Source organism: Comamonas sp. C24C, from assembly GCF_053345995.1.
The window spans coordinates 200,659-219,748 of record NZ_JBKFBC010000006.1 but is presented as its reverse complement, the minus strand read 5'-3'; the positions used below and the strand labels follow the sequence as shown (position 1 = coordinate 219,748).

The window sequence follows — 19,090 nt, the reverse complement described above, 5'->3', positions numbered from 1 at the left end:
GGACAGCCGCATGTGGCGGCTGGCCGCAGCAAGAGGTTTCAACGCATGGCTCTCATTCCAGTCACCATCCTCACGGGCTTTCTGGGCTCGGGCAAGACCACGCTGCTCAAGCGCGTGCTGCACGAATCCCACGGCATGAAGATTGCCGTGATCGAGAACGAATTCGGCGAGGAGAACATCGACACCGATATTCTCAAGACCGAGTCGAAAGAACAGATTCTGCAGATGAGCAACGGCTGCATCTGCTGCACCATCCGTGAAGATTTGCGCGAGGCCTTGCAACTGCTGGCCGCCAAGCGCCGCAAGGGACAGGTGGACTTCGACCGCATCGTGATCGAGACCACCGGCCTGGCCGATCCCGGTCCCGTGGCCCAGACCTTCTTCATGGATGACGAGATCGCCGAGACCTATCTGATCGACTCCATCATCACTCTGGTGGATGCCAAGCATTCCAACCAGCAGCTCGACGATCGTCAGGAAGCGCGCCGCCAGGTGGGCTTTGCCGACCAGATGTTCCTGTCCAAGACCGATCTGGTGACGGAAGCGGAAAAAGAGGCTCTGATCCATCGCCTCAAGCACATGAACCCGCGCGCGCCCATTCGCGCCGTACATTTTGGCGATGTGCCCCTGAGCGAAGTGTTCGACCTGCGTGGCTTCAACCTGAACGCCAAGCTGGACATCGACCCCGACTTTCTCAAAGAAGAGGGTCATGAGCACGATCATCATGACCACAGTGCCTGCGACCATGACCATGGCCAATGTGAGCACGATCACGACCATGGACACCAGCATGACGAGCATTGCGGCCACGACCACCATGACCACGAACATGGCGAGCACTGCAATCACCCGCACCACCATCACCACGACGATGATGTGAAGAGCTTCGTCTACCGCGCCGATCGCGCGTTCGACCCCGCCAAGCTGGAAGACTTCCTGGGCGCCATCGTCAATATCTACGGCCCCAAGATGCTGCGCTACAAGGGCGTGCTTGACATGAAGGGCACCAGCCGCAAGGTCATCTTCCAGGGCGTGCACCAGCTCATGGGCAGCGATCTGGGCCCGGAGTGGGAAGCCGACGAAAAGCGTGTAAGCAAAATGGTCTTCATCGGTATCGATCTGCCCCAGGACATCCTGCGCCAGGGACTGGACCAATGTCTGGTGTAAACCCTGGGTTTGCCTGCCGTTTTGGCGAAAGCTAACGGTTTGCTGACAATCACTGACGGCCTGCCAAGCAGGCCGTTTTTTTTGTCTGTTATTTCTCGCAAACTGCTCGAAACAGGCGCAGGCTTTGTTGCAAATTGTGGGGTATGTGCAACGGAGACGGGCAGGGGTGAGTTGCGTGGCTACAATGCCGCCCCTAAAGAGGGTGTTGGAGCAATCCGGCCCGGCAAGGGCTCTGTACTGTAAGGAGACAGGACGTGACCGCTGTGAAAAGTAAACCGCCCAAGGCTGCAGTCAAGACTGCGGCAGCGGCTGTGCACACCTGCAGCGTCGAGACCTCTTTGGTGGACGCCGCGTTGGACAACCCGGTGCTGGCACCTGCAGCAACGGAAAACTCTTCCAAATCGTCCAGATCCAAGCGTTCTGCATCGCCTCCTGCGCGGCAGCCTGAAACAGATGTTCCGCCCGTGGCCGCTTCGGCAGCCAAGGCAGCGGCAACCATGAGAGATACGAAAGCAATGACCAACACAAAGCAAGCTGTGCCCAAGAAAGACCCCAAGCTGGCCAACGCCTGGAAGACCAAGTCGGTAGAGGAGCTGACCGATGCTGAAGTGCTGGCCATGTCCGATGACGATTACATGAACGACGCACAGCTGGCGTACTTCCGTCGCAAGCTGGTCGCGCTCAAGAACGACATGCATGTGAATGCCGGTGAAACCGCAGAAAACCTGCGTGAAGACACCGTGGTGGTGCCCGATCCCGCTGATCGCGCCACCATCGAGGAAGAGCATGCTCTCGAGCTGCGCACTCGCGACCGCGAGCGCAAGCTGCTCAAGAAGATCGACCAGTCCATCGCTCGCATTGATGCCGGCGACTACGGCTACTGCGATGAAACCGGCGAGCCCATCGGCGTCGGTCGACTGCTGGCGCGTCCCACGGCTACACTGTCGCTGGAAGCCCAGCAGCGCCGTGAGCTGAAGCAGAAGATGTACGGCGATTGATCTGCGTCAGGTGTTGGTGGGGCAGCAGGCAGCAAACTAGAGGACCATGGTGAAAGAAGAAAACAAATCGGGAGGGCTGCTGTCCAAGGTGGCGCGTTTTGTGCGTCACCCGACCGTGAACTGGTCCGATTTGGAGAATCTCAACCAGGACAGCGAAGAGAGCCAGTACAGCAAGCAGGCGCTCAAGGAAATGCTGGAGCGAAAGCGCCAGAACGACTTTGTGCGCAAGCGCGAGTTTGAGCAGCTGCGCAAGCTGCGTCAGGCCCAGTTGTCCAAGGCGGCGCTGAGCGCCAGGGCACCCCTCGATACGCCCACGCCGCTGGCGGCGTCCTCTTTTTTGCATACCGCCCAAAGCTCCGTGCCCGGCGAGCGTGCGGAGACCATCAAGAAGATCGACGAGATCGAAGCGCAGATGGCCCAGCAATGGTGGCGCGGCAAGCAGGCTGCCGATGCCGCGACCATGCCGCTGCAGCTGCCCGAGGAGGGGAACACCATGCCTTCGGTGTTCAAAACCCAGCCGCCTTCGATCAGTACCCTGCCTTTGCTGCAGGATGTGTTGCCCAGCGACCTCAAGCTGCCGCCGTCGGGCGGGCAGGGCCATCCGGCGGGCATGCCCGGCCTGCGTGGCGAGACGGATTTTTCCCCGGGGTTTGCGACGACCGAGGTTTCAGCCCCGACCGATATCAATATGGTGCCGCCATCCTTTGCGCGCTTCGAGCACGACGCCGCGCTGGAGGATGCCGCGATTGTGTTTGCCAGCGGTGATAACGCTGCGGCAGAGGCCTGTCTCAAGGCCTTGATTGCCGAGCGCGCCCAGGATACGCCAGCGCAGCTGCAGGTCTGGCTGGCCTTGCTGGACATGTACCGTGCGGCCGGCATGCAGGCCCGGTTCGAAGACGCGGCCATGGACTTCGTGGCGCGCTTCGGTCGCTCGGCCCCGCAGTGGTTTGTGATGCCGCAGCAGGCCGGCCGGCTCAGCGAAACCCCGTCGGATGCCGCTGCGGCGTCGACAGGCCTGCGCTGGCAGGCGCCGGTGCAGCTGGATGAATCCGGCTTCAAGGCCTTGCTGGCCAGCAAGGCGCGCAGCGTCGGCGGTGCAGTCATGGACTGGAGCGCTCTGGAAGGCTTTGGCTCCGGCGTCCAGAAACCGCTGCTGGATGCGGCGCAGCGCTGGGCTGGCGAAAAAGGATCTCTGGTTTTTGCCGGTCACGAGAGATTGCTGGCGGTGCTCAGCAAGCACACCCCGTCCGGCGACCGCTCTGTCGATCAGGACTGGTGGTATTTGCGTCTGGCCATGCAGCGCCTGATGCATCTGCAGGACGAATTTGAGCTGACGGCGCTCGACTACTGCGTGACCTACGAGTTGTCGCCGCCATCCTGGGAAGATCCGCTGTGCGCGTATGCGAACGAGGGGCAGGCGCAGAACCAGCGCCCCCAGGACAGCCGGCTTCTGGGGCCGGATACGCTTCAGCCCGGCATGCTGTGGAAAGAGCACAAGCCACGGTTTGCGCTGCAAGGCGTGATCGACGGCGACGCATTGCCCTGGCTGGCCGAAGTGCAGGAGAAGGCCAAGCTTGGCGAAGCCATCGCGATTGACTGTACGCGTCTGGTGCGCATGGACTTTGCGGCCGCCGGCTCGGTGCTGAACTGGTCGGCTCAGATGCAGGAGCTGGGTCATGTGCTGCAGTTCAGTCAGCTGCATCAGCTGCTGGCGGTGTTCTTCAATGTGGTGGGCATTCAGGAGCACGCCCAGGTGCTTCCAAGGCGGGATTAGTCGGCTTGGGCCGCTTTGCAGCGCCCTGTAATTTCTTTTGCCGACGCTCTTGAGGTTGCCGCAGGCAGCCCCCATCTGCAGCAGATGGAACAGTTTCACGGCACCACCATTTTGAGCGTGCGCCGCCAGACTCCCGAGGGCGTGCAAGTCGCCATCGGCGGTGATGGTCAGGTCACATTGGGCAACATCGTCATCAAGGGCACGGCGCGCAAGGTGCGCAAGCTCTATCACGGCAAGGTGCTGGCGGGCTTCGCGGGGGCCACCGCAGATGCCTTCACGCTGTTCGAGCGCTTCGAGGCCAAGCTGGAAAAACACCAGGGCAATCTGACCCGCGCCGCGATCGAGCTGACCAAGGAGTGGCGTACCGACCGTGTGCTGCGCAAGCTTGAAGCCATGCTGGCAGTCGCCGATGCGACGACCTCGCTCATCATCACCGGCAATGGCGACGTTCTGGAGCCCGAGCAGGGCATCGTGGCCATCGGCTCCGGCGGTGCCTATGCGCATTCTGCCGCCAAGGCCTTGCTGAACAATACCGAGCTGTCGGCTGAGGATGTGGTGCGCAAATCCCTGGCGATTGCCGGCGAGTTGTGCATCTACACCAATATGAATCACACGATCGAGACGCTGTAAGCACCTCGACTATCCGAATTGATAGCTGCTGGCGCTTTATGGATGGGCGCTAGAGGCATATTTGACTGAGAATTCACATGTCTTCTGCCATGACTCCCCAGGAGATCGTCTCCGAGCTGGACAAGCACATCGTCGGCCAGCATGGTGCCAAGCGCGCGGTGTCGATTGCCTTGCGCAATCGCTGGCGTCGTCAGCAGGTGCCCGAGGGCCTGCGCCAGGAAATCACGCCCAAGAACATTCTGATGATCGGCCCCACAGGCGTCGGCAAGACCGAGATCGCCCGTCGCCTCGCAAAGCTCGCCGATGCGCCCTTCATCAAGGTCGAGGCGACCAAGTTTACCGAGGTGGGCTATGTGGGCAAGGATGTGGACGCGATCATCCGCGATCTGGCCGAGGTTGCCGTCAAGCAGACGCGCGAGTCGGACATGAAGAAGATGCGTGCCCGCGCCGAAGATGCCGCCGAGGAGCGCATTCTCGATGTGCTGATCCCGCAGGCTCGCACCGGCGAAGTGCCAGCCGACAACACGGCGCGTCAGGTTTTCCGCAAGAAGCTGCGCGAAGGTCAGCTTGACGACAAGGAAATCGAGATCGACATCGCCGAGCAGATGCCCCAGGTGCAGATCATGGGCCCCCAGGGCATGGAGGAGATGGCCGAGCAGCTGCGCGGCATGTTCAGCCACATGGGCCAGGAAAAGCGCAAGACGCGCAAGCTCAAGATCGCCGAGGCCTTGAAGCTGCTGACCGATGAGGAAGCGGCCAAGATGGTCAACGAGGAAGACGTCAAGACCCGCGCCATCGCCAATGCCGAGCAAAACGGCATTGTCTTCATCGATGAAATCGACAAGGTGGCGACGCGCCAGGAAACCAGCGGCTCCGACGTCTCGCGCCAGGGCGTGCAGCGCGATCTGCTGCCGCTGGTCGAGGGCACCAGCGTCTCGACCAAGTACGGGGTGGTCAAGACCGATCACATTCTGTTCATCGCTTCGGGCGCTTTCCATCTGTCCAAGCCCAGCGACCTGATTCCCGAGCTGCAGGGGCGCTTTCCCATTCGCGTGGAACTGGAATCTCTGTCGGTTCAGGACTTCGAGGCGATTCTCATGCAGACTCACGCCTCCCTGGTCAAGCAATACCAGGCGCTGCTGGCGACCGAAGGCGTGACCCTGGAGTTCAAGCCCGAGGGCATCACGCGTCTGGCGACGATCGCCTTTGACGTCAACGAGAGTACCGAGAACATCGGTGCGCGGCGCCTGTCGACCGTGATGGAGCGTCTGCTTGACGAAGTCAGCTTCGATGCGGCCAAGCTTTCGGGCCAGACCGTGGTCATCGATGCGGCCTATGTCGATCAGCGCCTGCAGGTGCTGAGCAAGGATGAGGATCTGTCGCGCTTCATTCTTTGAGGAGCGCAGCGCTTGAAACCAGCTGCCCGCCTGTGCGGGCAGTTTGCATTTGTAGGAGAAGGTCGAGACTTCAATCAGTTCTTTCCATTGAATTGAATGGTTGCAATTGACGCCACCTAATGAGAGTCCACTTGCATTGACTTTGCTAAGTGCTTGTAAAGGAAAGGTATTTTCGGAATAAGGCTTTTCTTTTTCTCTCTAAGTGCTTGATTTCATTGCAAATAATTGTTCCTTCGGGTTTGGAATCACCTGAAATTGCTGCTACAGTGCAAAAAAGTGCAATTAAGTGGTGAAAGCTGCCCTCGCGCCCTATTTTTTGGGAGTGAGTGGCTCCAGATGACCGGAGTAACCAGCCGTGTTTCAAGGGGCGTCTTCGCTGAATCTCGATGGAAAGGGGCGGCTTTCAGTGCCGACCCGGCATCGTGACGCCCTTTTGTCCTTGGCTGAGGGGCAGGTCACTTTCACCAAGCATCCCGATGGCTGTCTGTTGCTGTTTCCGCGCCCCGAGTGGCTGCAGTTTCGCGAGCGTGTCGCGCAGCTGCCCATTACGGCTCAGTGGTGGAAGCGGATTTTTCTGGGCAATGCCATGGATGCGGAGATGGATGCAACCGGTCGGCTGCTGATTTCGCCCGAGTTGCGTGAAGCCACAGGTCTGACCAAAGAGGTCTTGATGCTGGGCATGGGGGCGCATTTCGAGGTCTGGGACAAGGCCACTTATGAAATGCGCGAAGCGGAAGCGCGCCAGCAACCGATGCCGGCGGCTTTCCAGGATTTTGTTTTGTAGGAAGTGCTTGTGAATCAGCCGTTGCAACATATCACCGTCTTGCTGGACGAGGCCGTGGACGCCCTGCTGGGTGGTGCCGCTGAGCCGCCTGCCGGCCAGTGGGTCGATGCGACGTTCGGTCGGGGCGGTCATTCCCGGCTCATTTTGCGAAGGCTGGGGCCGGACGGGCGTCTGATCGCGTTCGACAAAGACCCGGACGCAATTGCTGAGGCGGCGCGCATCACCGATGCGCGTTTTTCGATTCGGCATGAAGGATTTCGCCATCTGAGCGAACTGCCCGAAGGCAGTGTGCAAGGGGTGTTGATGGACCTGGGCGTGAGCTCGCCCCAGATCGACAACCCGGACCGGGGCTTCAGCTTCCGCTTTGACGGCCCCCTCGACATGCGCATGGACACCACGCGTGGTCAAAGCGTTGCCGAGTGGCTTGAAGACGCGGAAGTGCAGCAGATTGCGGAGGTGATACGTGACTACGGCGAAGAACGGTTTGCTGGCCCCATTGCAAAGGCGATTGTTGCTCGGCGCGAGAGCCAGGGCCCATTACGCACCACTGCCGAGCTGGCCCAACTCGTGGCTGGCGCGGTCAAGACCCGCGAGGCTGGGCAGAACCCGGCAACACGGACCTTCCAGGCTCTTCGGATTTTCATCAATGCCGAACTTCAGGAGCTTGAGCAGGCGCTAGAAGCCAGTCTGCGCGTGCTGGCGCCAGGCGGCCGCCTGGCCGTGATCAGCTTCCACTCGCTGGAAGATCGCATCGTCAAGCAGTTCATTGCCAAGCATTCCAAGGAGGTCTACGACCGCCGTGCGCCGTTTGCTCCCCCTACACCGATGCGGCTGAAGGCGCTGGAGCGTATCAAGCCCAGTGCTGCCGAGGTGGATGCCAATCCGCGCTCGCGCTCTGCCGTGATGCGCGTCGCCGAGCGCACCGAGGTGCCTGCATGATGCATTGCCATGCCGCCTCGAGCATGGCTGCGGGAGGGCTGCCATGCTGCGCATAAACCTGCTGCTGCTGCTGGCGGTCATGACCAGCGCCATTTTTCTGGTGCATACCCAGTATGAGTCGCGTCGCCTGTTCACCGAGCTGGACCGTGCCGAGGCGGAGGCGCGTCGTCTGGCGACCGACCAGCTGCGCCTGCAGGTGGAAAAGCGTGCTCAGGCCACGCCTCAGCGCATCGAGACCATGGCGCGTGAAAAGCTGCAGATGAAGCCTGCTTCGCCCGCGATCACCCAGTATGTGCAGGAATCTGCAGCGGGAGCAGCGCGATGACACGCAGCGTGCTCTACACCACCAGTCCACTGCTGGCCTCCAAGACGCCGCTGTGGCGCAGCAAGTTCATCGTGGCCGCGCTGGCACTGGGCTTCGTGGGCCTGGGCGCGCGTGCCGCCTATGTGCAGGTGTTCGGCAACGACTTCTTCAAGCGCCAGGGTCTGGTGCGCTTTGCGCGTACCCTGGAGCTGCCGGCCAACCGGGGCCGTTTGCTGGATCGCAACGGCCTGATCCTGGCATCCAGCGTGCCGGCGGCCAGCATCTGGGCCATTCCCGAAGACGTGGATCTGAAGGATCCCGACGTGCAGCAAAAGCTCAAGGAAGTGGCGCGTCTCATGGACATGCCGCTGCGCTCCCTGATGGAGAAGCTGGATGTCGAGGACAAGACCTTTGTCTGGGTCAAGCGTCAGCTGGACTGGGACGTGGGCCAGAAGATCGTGGCGCTCAATATCAAGGGCATCTACAACCGCAAGGAATACAAGCGCCAGTATCCCGAAGGAGAGTCGGCTGCGCATATCGTGGGCTTCACCAATGTGGAAGACCATGGTCAGGAAGGCATGGAGCTGGCCTTTGACAAGGAGCTGGCGGGGCGGCCCGGTTCGCGTCGCGTGATCAAGGATCGCCTGGGCCGTGTGGTCGAAGGCGTGGGCGAGGAAGTGCCGCCTCAGGATGGCCAGGACATTCAGCTGTCCATCGACAGCAAGGTTCAGTACTACGCCTACCAGAAGCTCAAGCAGCAGGTGGAGTCGCAAAAAGCCAAGGCCGGCAGCGTCGTGGTGATGGATGCGCACACCGGCGAGTTGCTGGCCCTGGCGAACTATCCCAGCTATGACCCCGGCCACCGCAAGAACCTGACGGGCGAGCAGCTGCGCAATCGCGCGCTGACCGACACCTTCGAGCCTGGCTCGACCATGAAGCCCATCACCATTGCCACGGCACTGGAGCTCAAGCGCGTCAAGCCGTCCACCATCATCGATACCTCACCCGGCCGCTATACGGTGACGGGATCCACCATCACCGACACGCACAACTACGGCGCGCTGACGGTGGAGGGCGTGATCCAGAAGTCCAGCAACGTGGGTGCAACCAAGGTCGCGCAAAGGCTGTCGCCCCAGGAGATGTGGGAGTACTTCAGCGCTCTGGGCTTTGGCCAGAAGCCGCAGATTCAGTTTCCGGGCGCGGTCTCGGGGCGTCTGCGTGCCTGGAAGACCTGGAAGCCCATCGAGCAGGCCACCATGTCCTATGGCTATGGCCTGTCGGCCTCGCTGTTCCAGATGGCGCGCTCCTACACCGTGTTTTCCAACGAGGGCAATGTCATTCCCTCGACGATTCTGAAAACGACCGAGCCTCCCGTGGGCGTGCGCGTGATCTCCAAAGAAAACGCCGAGGCGGTGCTGCACATGTTGCGCATGGCTGCAGGCCCTGGCGGTACCGGCCAGAAGGCCCAGGCCGAGGGCTACACCATTGGCGGCAAATCGGGCACTGCCCGCAAGCAGGTGGGCAAGAGCTATGCCGCGGGCAAGTACCGCGCCTGGTTCACGGGCATCGCCCCCATCGACAAGCCGCGCATCATCGTGGCCGTGATGGTGGACGAGCCTACGGCCGGTTCCTACTACGGCGGCACGGTGGCCGGTCCCGTGTTTGCGGACGTGGTCCAGCAGACGTTGCGTTTCATGGGCGTTCAGCCCGACAAGGAAGTCAAGCCTCAGATCGTGGCTGCACCCGCTGAGGAGCCTGTGCTATGAGCACCCCCATTCAAATCCTGAACAATGCAGCCGAGGCCGTCGCCTGGCTGCGCAGCCGCGTGCAGGGTGAACTGCAGACCGATAGCCGCAAGGTCAAGGCCGGCGATGCCTTTGTCGCCTGGCCTGGTGCTGCCACCGATGGCCGGGCCTATGTAGGCCAGGCCCTGGCACAGGGCGCCGCTGCCGTGCTGGTGGAGGCCGATGGCCTGCAGGCCTTTGATCTGAGTGGCGACCGCATTGCCGCGCTCAAGGGCCTGAAAGCTGCGACCGGGCTGATTGCCGACCAATGGTTTGCGCATCCCAGTGGCGAGCTCGACGTGCTGGCCGTGACCGGCACCAATGGAAAGACCACCACCGCCTGGTGGCTGGCGCATGCGCTCTCGAAAGTGACATTGAACACCCGCACCGGCTGCGCGTTGGTCGGCACCCTGGGTGTGGGCGTGCCGCCTGCACTGGAGTCGACGGGCATGACCACGCCGGATCCGGTGCTGCTGCAGCGCGTGTTCCGCAGCTACGCCGACCAGGGCCTCGCGGCCTGCGCCATCGAGGCTTCGTCCATCGGCATCGTCGAGCACCGCCTGGACGGCAGCAAGATTCGCGTGGCTCTGTTCACCAATTTCACGCAGGACCACCTGGACTACCACGGCAGCATGGATGCCTACTGGCAGGCCAAGGCCCAGCTGTTCGACTGGCCCGGCCTGCCGGCGGCCGTGGTCAATATTGATGACGCACACGGCGCCAGGCTCTGGGCTAGGCTGCAGGGTCGCGCAATGGATGTGTGGAGTGTCTCCATCCAGGGGCCGGCACGTCTGCAGGCCAAGGACATCGGTCTGGGCGACGAGGGCCTGAGCTTTACCGTACTGGAAGCCGGTCACAGCCTGCGCATGAATACGCGTCTGGTCGGCCAGTACAACGTCTCCAACCTGCTGGGGGTACTGGCCGCCCTGCGTTGCCTGGGCCTGACGCTGGAAGAGGCTGTGGCTGCCTGTGCCCATCTGGAGCCCGTGCCCGGTCGCATGCAGCAGATCGTCAAGCCCGGCCAGCCTCTGGTGGCCGTGGACTATGCCCATACCCCCGATGCGCTGGAAAAAGCCTTGCGCGCCCTGCAGCCTGCAGCGCGCCAGCGCCAGGGCAAGCTGTGGTGCGTGTTCGGCTGCGGCGGCGACAGGGACAACAGCAAGCGCCCGTTGATGGGGCAGGTCGCCCAGGCGAATGCCGACGGCGTTTTCGTCACCAGCGACAACCCGCGCAGTGAAGTGCCCGAAAGCATCATCGACCAGATTCTGGCCGGCATGCAGGCGGGAGAGACATTGCATGTTCAGGCCGACCGCGCGGCGGCCATTGCCCAAGCCATTGCCCGTGCCGATGCGCGCGATGTGGTGCTGATTGCCGGCAAGGGACATGAGGACTATCAGGAGACGAAGGGCGTGCGCCATCCGTTCTCCGACATGGCTGAGGCGCACAAGTCGCTCTCAGCCCGCGAAGGAAAGATTCGGTCATGATGACCCTGGCAAAAGCGCTGGAGCTGATCCAGACGCATATCCCCCAAGCCCGCCTGGTCGGCAACGGCCAGCTGGAGCTGGCACGCGTGCACACCGATACGCGCACGCTGCAGGACGGGGACTTGTTCGTTGCACTGAAGGGCGAGCGTTTTGACGCCCATGATTTTCTGTCCCAGGCGCAGGCCGCAGGTGCCGTGGCTGCTGTTGCCAGCCACGGACTGGAGGCCGCAGGCATGGCCGGCATCGAAGTGCCGGATACGCTGCTGGCATTGGGCGCGTTGGCGCGGGCCTGGCGTGCGCAGTTCGGTCTGCCGCTGATTGCCGTGACCGGCAGCAATGGCAAGACCACCGTCACGCAGATGATTGCCTCCATCCTGCGCGCGCACGTGGGCGCGCAGGGCGAGGCGGCGCTGGCCACGCGCGGCAATTTCAACAACTCCATCGGCATGCCGCTGAACCTGCTGCGCATGACGGGCGCGCATCGCATTGCGGTGCTGGAGATGGGCATGAACCATCCCGGCGAGATCGCCGAGCTGGCCGCCATCGGCCAGCCCACGGTGGCCCTGGTCAACAACGCCCAGCGAGAACACCAGGAGTTCATGGGTACGGTGGAAGCCGTGGCACGTGAAAACGGCTCGGTGCTGGGCTTTCTGCCCCGGGACGGCGTGGCCGTCTTCTCCGCTGGCGATACGTACACCCCGCTGTGGACGGAGCTGGCCGCCGGCCGTTCATGCCTGATGTTTGGCGAGGCCGCTGCCGGTGCCCAGGTTTTTGCCAGTGATGTGGTCTGGGCCGACGGCGCCTGGAGCTTTGCACTGCACACGCCGCAAGGCGTGGCAGCCGTGCAGCTGCATATTGCCGGCCGCCACAACGTGCGCAACGCACTGGCCGCGGCTGCCTGTGCCCATGCCGCAGGTGTGTCTCTGGCGGCCATTGCGAAGGGACTGTCCGGCTTCGAGCCCGTGACCGGCCGTTCGCGCGCGCTGGCCGTGCAACTCGCGGGCCGCAGCGTGACCGTGGTGGACGACACCTATAACGCCAATCCCGACTCCGTGGCCGCGGCCATTGCGGTGCTCGCCGAGCTGCCTGCACCGCAGTTGCTGGTGCTTGGCGATATGGGCGAGGTCGGCGACAACGGCCCGCAGTTCCATGCAGAGGCCGGCGCGCTGGCGCAGCAGGCAGGTATTGCCCATTTCTTTGCTCTGGGCGAGCAAAGCGCGTTTGCGGCCGCTGCCTTCGGCAGTGGCGCTAGTCATTTTGATAGCATGGCCGCCCTTCAGCAGGCGGTGTGCGCAGTTTTACCCAAGGTAGGTAGCGTTTTGGTCAAGGGTTCGCGGTTCATGAAGATGGAGCAAGTGGTGCAGAGCATTGAAGCCTGCGCAGACAACAAGCAGGGCAACTGCGGGGAGGCCGCATGCTGCTGATGCTGGCTCAATGGCTGCAAGGGCTTTCGCCGGATTTCGGCTTTCTGCGCGTCTTTCAATACCTGACGCTGCGTGCCGTGCTGGCCGCCGTCACCGCCTTGCTGATCGGCCTGATCGTCGGCCCCAAGGCGATTCGCATGCTGACCGCACTCAAGATCGGTCAGCCCGTGCGCGGCTACGGCATGGAGACCCATCTGGTCAAAAGCGGCACGCCCACCATGGGCGGCGTGCTGATTCTGTTCTCGATTGCCGTCTCCACCCTGCTGTGGTTTGACCTGTCCAACCGCTTTGTCTGGATCGTGCTGCTGGTCACGCTGGGCTTTGGTGCGATTGGCTGGGTGGACGACTGGCGCAAGGTCGTCAACAAGGACCCCGAGGGCATGCGCTCGGGCGAGAAGTATTTCTGGCAATCCGTCATCGGCCTGCTGGCTGCGCTGTATCTGGTGTTCTGCATTTCCGAGAACAACAACGCCGAGGTTTTCGGCCTGTTCATCTCCTGGGTGCAGTCGGGCTTTTCCATGGACCTGCCGCCCAAGGCTGGCTTGATGGTGCCCTTCTTCAAGGAAGTCAGCTACCCGCTGGGCGTGCTGGGCTTCATCGTCATGACCTATCTGGTCATCGTGGGCGCCAGCAATGCCGTGAACCTGACCGACGGCCTCGATGGTCTGGCCATCATGCCCGTCATCATGGTCGGCACGGCCCTGGGCATCTTTGCCTATGTGACCGGCAACGCCACTTATGCGCGCTATCTGCTGTTTCCCAGCATCCCCGGCACGGGCGAGCTGATGGTGTTCTGCGGCGCCATGGCGGGTGCCGGTCTGGCTTTTCTCTGGTTCAACGCACACCCCGCCCAGGTCTTCATGGGCGACGTGGGTGCGCTGGCGCTGGGCGCCGCTCTGGGCACGATTGCCGTGATCGTGCGCCAGGAAATCGTGCTGGCCGTGATGGGCGGCATCTTTGTGGCGGAAGCCATCTCGGTGATGCTGCAGGTGACTTACTTCAAGTACACCAAGAAGCGCTATGGCGAGGGCCGTCGTCTGCTGAAGATGGCGCCGCTGCACCACCACTTTGAAAAGAGCGGCTGGAAGGAGACCCAGGTCGTGATCCGCTTCTGGATCATCACCATGCTGCTGTGCCTGCTGGGCCTGTCCACCCTGAAGCTGAGGTAGTCGCCATGCAAGCCGAAGACCTCAAGCTCGACGATCAGGTTCTGCAGCCGGATGCGGGGGCGGATGCTATGCAAATGCAAGCGCCTATCGCTGATTTGCAAAGCATTTCAGATGAAAATATGTCTGAAGTGATTCAGGAGCAAGCGCAAGAAGCTCCTGAAATGGAAGCGCCAGCCATCATCGCCAAGACGCTGGATGCCGAGCCGGTGCCCGATATCTCCACCTTGACGGCTGCCAGGGATGCGGCCGCCTTTGTGGCACAGATCTTTGCCGATCCCAGCATCTCCGACGCGGCCGACGCCGAAGTGACTGCCGCCGAGCCGCAGCCCGAAGCCGAGCAGCAGGAGGCGGTGGAACTGCCGCCTGTCCCCGTGCATTGGCCGCAAGGCGCGGCCCAGCATCTGCAGGGTCAGCGCGTGCTGATTCTGGGTCTGGGCATCTCGGGCATTGCCATGGCTCGCTGGTGCGTGCGTGCTGGTGCTGACGTCACGGTGGCAGACACCCGCGAAGCCCCGCCTTATCTGTCTGCGCTGCAGACCGAGCTGCCCGGCGTGCGCTTTGTCGCCGGCGAGTTCACGGCGGCGCTGGTCGACGGCCAGAGCCTGAGCTCCGTCTATCGTTCGCCGGGCCTGAGCCCGGCCAGCGTGGCGCCGGTCTTCAATGCCGCGCGCAGCATCGGCTTGCCCACGGGCGGCGAACTCGATCTGTTTGCCTTTGCGCTCAAGGGCCTGCGCGAGGCCCATGGCTATGCGCCCAAGGTGCTGGGCATTACCGGTACCAACGGCAAGACCACGGTCACATCGCTGACCGGCCAGCTGCTGGAGCATGGCGGATTGAGCGTGGGCGTGGCCGGAAATATTGGTCCCACGTTGCTTGACACCCTGTCCGGGCGCATCGATGCCGAGACTCTGCCCCAGGCCTGGGTGCTGGAGCTGTCCAGCTTCCAGCTCGATGACTGCCACGGCTTCGAGCCCACGGCGGCCACGGTGCTCAATATCACCCAGGACCATCTGGACTGGCATGGAGGCATGCAGGCCTATGCCGACGCCAAGGCCCATGTCTTTGGCGAGCAGGCTCTGATGGTCCTCAACCGCGAAGATCCTGTCGTTATGGCCATGTTGCCCGCGCCCGTGGCGGTACCCGGCAAGCGCGGCAAGACTTTCCAGCGCGCCCATGTCACCTTTGGCGGCGACATGCCGCGCCGCCCCGGCGACTTCGGTCTGGAGGTGGTCAACGGCATGACATGGCTGGTGCGTGCCCACGAGGCCGACGAAACCAGCAAGGGCAAGAACGTCGACGATCTGCACATCGTGCGCCTGATGCCCGCCGATGCGCTGCGCATCCGCGGCCGCCACAACGCCATCAATGCACTGTCTGCCCTGGCGTTGGCGACCGGCGCGGGATGCACGCTGGCACCGCTGCTCTACGGCCTGCGCGAATACCGGGGCGAGCCGCACCGCGTGCAGCCCGTGGGCCGGGTGGGCGATGTCGAATACTTTGACGACAGCAAGGGCACGAATGTGGGCGCCACCGTGGCCGCCCTCATGGGCCTGGGGCCGGACCACCGCATCGTGGTGATTCTTGGCGGTCTGGGCAAGGGCCAGGACTTCACGCCGCTGGCTGCTCCCGTCTCGCGCTATGTGCGCGCGGCCGTGCTGATCGGCCAGGATGCGCCGCAGATTCGCGAGGCCCTGGGCGACACCGGCGTGACCCTGGTCGATGCCGGCACCATGCAGGACGCCGTGCAGCAGGCCGCGCGTCTGGCCCATGCCAATGATGCGGTGCTGCTCTCGCCAGCCTGCGCAAGCATGGACATGTTCAAGGACTACGCGGACCGCGCCCACCAGTTTGTGGAAGCGGTGCGCGAGCTGGCGCTGGAAGCCGGCCAGCAACTGGAGGACGGCGCATGACAGCCGCCTTCATGACCAGCCTCTCCGGCCGCATGCGTTCGTGGTTCCGCACGGTCGGAGACAAGCCTATCGACGTGCTGCCGGTGCGCGTGGGCGGGCCCGTGTACGACCGTCCGACCCGCACGCCCGCCAGCGTCCTGGGGCTGGACCAGGCTCTGATCTGGGTCGTCATCGCCTTGCTGTCCTGGAGTCTGGTCATGGTGTATTCGGCATCGATTGCGATGCCCGACAACCCGCGCTTCGGCAAGATCGAGCCCTATCACTTCCTGCTGCGCCACACCATGTCCATAGGCATGGCCTTTGTGGCCGCGCTGCTGGCCTTCCAGGTACCCATGAATGTCTGGGAAAAGGTGGCGCGCAAGCTGTTCCTGATCTCCATCGTGCTGTTGGTGGCGGTGCTGATTCCGCATGTGGGCACGGTGGTCAACGGCGCACGGCGCTGGCTGTCGCTGGGCATCATGAACTTCCAGCCTTCGGAGCTGGCCAAGTTCTCCATCCTGATCTATGCGGCCGATTACATGGTGCGCAAGATGGAGGTCAAGGAGCGCTTCTTCCGCGCCGTGCTGCCCATGGGGCTGGCCGTGGTCGTGGTGGGTGTGCTGCTGCTGGCCGAGCCCGACATGGGGGCCTTCATGGTGATCGTCGTGATCTCCATGGGCATTCTGTTCCTGGGCGGCGTGAATGCGCGCATGTTCTTCATCATCGCGCTGCTGGTGGTGCTGGCCTTCGGCATGATCATCGCCACCTCTGAGTGGCGTCGCGAACGTATTTTTGCCTACCTCGATCCCTGGGATGAAAAGCATGCGCTGGGCAAGGGCTACCAGCTCTCGCATGCGCTGATCGCCATCGGGCGGGGCGAGATCTTTGGCGTAGGCCTGGGCCGCAGCGTGGAAAAACTGCACTGGCTGCCCGAAGCGCATACCGACTTTCTGCTGGCCGTGATCGGCGAGGAATTCGGTCTGGTCGGTCTGCTGCTGATTGCGGCAGTCTTCTTCTGGCTGACCCGCCGCATCATGCTGATCGGGCGTCAGGCCATCGCGCTGGACCGTGTCTTTGCGGGCCTGGTGGCAGAGGGCGTAGCGATCTGGATGGGCTTCCAGGCCTTTATCAACATGGGCGTGAATCTGGGCGCCCTGCCAACCAAAGGTCTGACTCTGCCGTTGATGAGTTTTGGCGGTTCGGCCATTTTGATGAATTTGATTGCGATAGCTGTGGTGCTCCGAGTCGATTACGAAAACAAGCTGCTGATGAAGGGAGGTCACGCATGACGCTTCCCGTTCAGCAAAACAGGCAGCGCACCGCGCTGTTGATCGCCGGCGGGACCGGCGGCCATATCTTCCCCGGGCTGGCCGTGGCGCAGGAACTGCGTGCACGCGGCTGGAATGTGCACTGGCTGGGCGCGCCGGGCTCCATGGAGTCGCGCATCGTGCCCCCACAGGGCTTCGCACTGGAGACCATCGAGTTCGGCGGCGTGCGCGGCAAGGGCGTCAAGACTTTGCTGCAGCTGCCCTTCAAGCTCGCCAAGGCCTTTGCACAGGCGCGCAGCGTCATCAGGCGCGTGCAGCCCGATGTGGTCATCGGCCTGGGCGGTTATCTCACCGTGCCTGGAGGCCTGGTGGCCGCGCTGTCCGGCGTGCCCGTGGTGCTGCACGAGCAGAACTCCGTGGCCGGCATGGCCAACAAGGTCGTGGCCAAGGTGGCCAAGCGCGTGTTCACGGCTTTCCCCAAGGTGTTTGCCAAGGGCGAATGGGTGGGCAACCCGCTGCGTCAGGCGTTTCTGGAGCAGGCCGAGCCGGCCCGGCGCTTTGCCGGCCGCAGCGGCCCGCTCAAGCTGCTGGTCGTGGGCGGCAGCCTGGGAGCCAGGGCGCTCAATGAGATCGTGCCCCAGGCTCTGGCTCTGATGCCTGTGGATCAGCGCCCCGTGGTGTTGCACCAAAGCGGTACCGCCCAGATCGATGCGCTGCGTGCCAACTATCAGGCTGCAGGCGTGCAGGCCGAGCTGACTCCTTTCATCGACGACACGGCCAAGGCTTTTGCCGATGCCGATCTCGTCGTCTGCCGTGCCGGTGCCAGCACCGTGACCGAGATCGCTGCCGTAGGAGCTGCTGCGGTCTATGTGCCCTTCCCGGCGGCGGTGGATGACCACCAGACCAGCAATGCCCGCTTCCTGGTGGATGCCGGTGGCGGTTGGTTACAGCCTCAAAGTACTTTGAGCGCCCAAGGGTTGGCGGAAATGCTACAAAATATGCAGCGTGCGACGCTGTTGGAGCGCGCTGAACTCGCGAAGAAAATGCAAAAGACTGATGCCACCGCGAAGGTGGTCGCCGCTTGTGAGGAGTTGGCAGCATGAAACACGCCATTCATCACATTCACTTTGTCGGTATTGGCGGCGCCGGCATGAGCGGTATTGCAGAGGTTCTGCACAACCTGGGTTACGCCATTTCAGGCTCCGACCTGGCTGACAGCGCCACGCTGCGTCGCCTGGCCGGCCTGGGCATCAAGACCTTTGTCGGTCATGCGGCCGAGAACGTCGCCGGCACCGATGCCGTGGTGACCTCCACGGCCGTGCAGGGCGACAACCCCGAGGTTCTGGCGGCCCGCGAGAAAAAGATTCCGGTGGTTCCCCGTGCCCTGATGCTGGCCGAGCTGATGCGCTTCAAGCAGGGCATCGCCATTGCCGGCGCGCATGGCAAGACCACCACCACCAGCCTGGTGACCAGCGTGCTGGCCGAGGCCGGCCTGGATCCCACTTTCGTGATCGGCGGCAAGCTCAACAGCGCCGGCGCGAATGCCAAGCTGGGTCACGGCGACTACATCGTGGTCGAGGCCGACGAGTCCGATGCTTCTTTCCTGAACCTGTTGCCCGTGATGGCCGTCGTCACCAATATCGACGCCGACCACATGGAAACCTACGGCCATGACTTTGGCCGTCTCAAGCAGGCTTTTGTCGACTTTCTGCACCGCATGCCGTTTTACGGCCGTGCCATTCTCTGCGTCGACAGCCCTGCCGTTCGCGAGATATTGCCCAGGCTGGCCCGCCCGGTCACGACCTACGGCTTTGCCGAAGACGCCCAGGTGCGAGCCGTGAACGTGCGTGCCGAAGCCGGCCGCATGCGCTTTACCGTGCGCCGCCAGAACGGACAGAGCTACCCCGACCTCGAAGTCGTGCTGAGCCTGCCCGGCGAGCACAACGTGCTCAACGCCCTGTCTGCCGTGGCGGTCGCCATGGAGCTCGAGATTTCCGATGAAGCGCTGCTGCGTGCGCTGGAAGGCTTCAAGGGCGTGGGACGGCGCTTCCAGCGCTATGGCGAGCTGCCGGCTGCCAA

Annotated in this window: 16 protein-coding genes; all 16 read left to right on the top strand. The window is 62.9% G+C overall.

Going from position 1 to position 19,090, the window contains the following annotated elements; translation table 11 throughout:
* Window positions 1-45 precede the first annotated feature (45 nt).
* Window positions 46-1,167 (top strand): CobW family GTP-binding protein, encoded by a 1,122-nt coding sequence (locus ACLBXN_RS13375; RefSeq protein WP_447612434.1) that lies wholly within the window; start codon window positions 46-48, stop codon window positions 1,165-1,167.
* A gap of 254 nt (window positions 1,168-1,421) precedes the next feature.
* Window positions 1,422-2,165, top strand: a complete 744-nt coding sequence (gene dksA / locus ACLBXN_RS13370; protein WP_447612433.1) for an RNA polymerase-binding protein DksA — start codon at window positions 1,422-1,424, stop codon at window positions 2,163-2,165.
* A gap of 46 nt (window positions 2,166-2,211) precedes the next feature.
* Window positions 2,212-3,939, top strand: coding sequence for an STAS domain-containing protein (locus ACLBXN_RS13365; protein ID WP_447612432.1), 1,728 nt, complete (start codon window positions 2,212-2,214; stop codon window positions 3,937-3,939).
* Between the two features lie 84 nt (window positions 3,940-4,023).
* A complete protein-coding gene (hslV, locus tag ACLBXN_RS13360) occupies window positions 4,024-4,569 on the top strand; it encodes an ATP-dependent protease subunit HslV (protein ID WP_003051248.1) in 546 nt (181 codons plus the stop codon).
* 77 nt (window positions 4,570-4,646) lie between these two features.
* Window positions 4,647-5,966 (top strand): ATP-dependent protease ATPase subunit HslU, encoded by a 1,320-nt coding sequence (hslU, locus tag ACLBXN_RS13355; RefSeq protein WP_003051251.1) that lies wholly within the window; start codon window positions 4,647-4,649, stop codon window positions 5,964-5,966.
* A gap of 355 nt (window positions 5,967-6,321) precedes the next feature.
* On the top strand, window positions 6,322-6,750 hold the full coding sequence (gene mraZ, locus ACLBXN_RS13350) for a division/cell wall cluster transcriptional repressor MraZ (protein WP_003051254.1): 429 nt from the start codon (window positions 6,322-6,324) through the stop codon (window positions 6,748-6,750).
* A gap of 9 nt (window positions 6,751-6,759) precedes the next feature.
* Window positions 6,760-7,689: a 16S rRNA (cytosine(1402)-N(4))-methyltransferase RsmH gene (rsmH, locus tag ACLBXN_RS13345; protein WP_043006068.1), complete on the top strand. Its 930-nt coding sequence runs from the start codon at window positions 6,760-6,762 to the stop codon at window positions 7,687-7,689.
* 43 nt (window positions 7,690-7,732) lie between these two features.
* Window positions 7,733-8,014, top strand: coding sequence for a cell division protein FtsL (ftsL, locus tag ACLBXN_RS13340; protein ID WP_043006067.1), 282 nt, complete (start codon window positions 7,733-7,735; stop codon window positions 8,012-8,014).
* The gene (locus ACLBXN_RS13335; RefSeq protein WP_043006065.1) at window positions 8,011-9,759 is read left to right on the top strand and encodes a peptidoglycan D,D-transpeptidase FtsI family protein; all 1,749 of its coding nucleotides are present in this window, start codon (window positions 8,011-8,013) and stop codon (window positions 9,757-9,759) included. The genes ftsL and ACLBXN_RS13335 overlap by 4 nt, the downstream gene beginning before the upstream one ends.
* Window positions 9,756-11,261, top strand: a complete 1,506-nt coding sequence (locus ACLBXN_RS13330) for a UDP-N-acetylmuramoyl-L-alanyl-D-glutamate--2,6-diaminopimelate ligase (RefSeq protein WP_447612431.1) — start codon at window positions 9,756-9,758, stop codon at window positions 11,259-11,261. Before ACLBXN_RS13335 ends, ACLBXN_RS13330 begins: the two co-directional genes overlap by 4 nt.
* On the top strand, window positions 11,258-12,685 hold the full coding sequence (locus ACLBXN_RS13325) for a UDP-N-acetylmuramoyl-tripeptide--D-alanyl-D-alanine ligase (protein ID WP_447612430.1): 1,428 nt from the start codon (window positions 11,258-11,260) through the stop codon (window positions 12,683-12,685). Before ACLBXN_RS13330 ends, ACLBXN_RS13325 begins: the two co-directional genes overlap by 4 nt.
* Window positions 12,676-13,854, top strand: a complete 1,179-nt coding sequence (gene mraY / locus ACLBXN_RS13320) for a phospho-N-acetylmuramoyl-pentapeptide-transferase (RefSeq protein WP_211457083.1) — start codon at window positions 12,676-12,678, stop codon at window positions 13,852-13,854. Before ACLBXN_RS13325 ends, mraY begins: the two co-directional genes overlap by 10 nt.
* Window positions 13,855-13,859: 5 nt before the next feature.
* Window positions 13,860-15,764: a UDP-N-acetylmuramoyl-L-alanine--D-glutamate ligase gene (gene murD / locus ACLBXN_RS13315; protein ID WP_447612429.1), complete on the top strand. Its 1,905-nt coding sequence runs from the start codon at window positions 13,860-13,862 to the stop codon at window positions 15,762-15,764.
* Entirely contained in the window at window positions 15,761-17,032 is a 1,272-nt protein-coding gene (ftsW, locus tag ACLBXN_RS13310; protein ID WP_003051279.1) for a putative lipid II flippase FtsW, read from the top strand. Before murD ends, ftsW begins: the two co-directional genes overlap by 4 nt.
* Window positions 17,029-18,114: an undecaprenyldiphospho-muramoylpentapeptide beta-N-acetylglucosaminyltransferase gene (gene murG, locus ACLBXN_RS13305; protein WP_447612428.1), complete on the top strand. Its 1,086-nt coding sequence runs from the start codon at window positions 17,029-17,031 to the stop codon at window positions 18,112-18,114. Before ftsW ends, murG begins: the two co-directional genes overlap by 4 nt.
* The coding region (gene murC / locus ACLBXN_RS13300) for a UDP-N-acetylmuramate--L-alanine ligase (protein WP_447612427.1) at window positions 18,111-19,090 on the top strand (980 nt) is incomplete at its 3' end. The genes murG and murC, both read left to right, overlap by 4 nt.

Coding starts and splice junctions, on each gene's coding strand:
- ACLBXN_RS13325 (WP_447612430.1), top strand. CDS start 11,258: ATGATGACCCTGGCAAAAGCGCTGGAGCTGATCCAGACGCATATCCCC.
- murG (WP_447612428.1), top strand. CDS start 17,029: ATGACGCTTCCCGTTCAGCAAAACAGGCAGCGCACCGCGCTGTTGATC.
- ACLBXN_RS13375 (WP_447612434.1), top strand. CDS start 46: ATGGCTCTCATTCCAGTCACCATCCTCACGGGCTTTCTGGGCTCGGGC.
- hslU (WP_003051251.1), top strand. CDS start 4,647: ATGTCTTCTGCCATGACTCCCCAGGAGATCGTCTCCGAGCTGGACAAG.
- ftsL (WP_043006067.1), top strand. CDS start 7,733: ATGCTGCGCATAAACCTGCTGCTGCTGCTGGCGGTCATGACCAGCGCC.
- ACLBXN_RS13330 (WP_447612431.1), top strand. CDS start 9,756: ATGAGCACCCCCATTCAAATCCTGAACAATGCAGCCGAGGCCGTCGCC.
- murD (WP_447612429.1), top strand. CDS start 13,860: ATGCAAGCCGAAGACCTCAAGCTCGACGATCAGGTTCTGCAGCCGGAT.
- mraY (WP_211457083.1), top strand. CDS start 12,676: ATGCTGCTGATGCTGGCTCAATGGCTGCAAGGGCTTTCGCCGGATTTC.
- ftsW (WP_003051279.1), top strand. CDS start 15,761: ATGACAGCCGCCTTCATGACCAGCCTCTCCGGCCGCATGCGTTCGTGG.
- hslV (WP_003051248.1), top strand. CDS start 4,024: ATGGAACAGTTTCACGGCACCACCATTTTGAGCGTGCGCCGCCAGACT.
- ACLBXN_RS13335 (WP_043006065.1), top strand. CDS start 8,011: ATGACACGCAGCGTGCTCTACACCACCAGTCCACTGCTGGCCTCCAAG.
- ACLBXN_RS13365 (WP_447612432.1), top strand. CDS start 2,212: ATGGTGAAAGAAGAAAACAAATCGGGAGGGCTGCTGTCCAAGGTGGCG.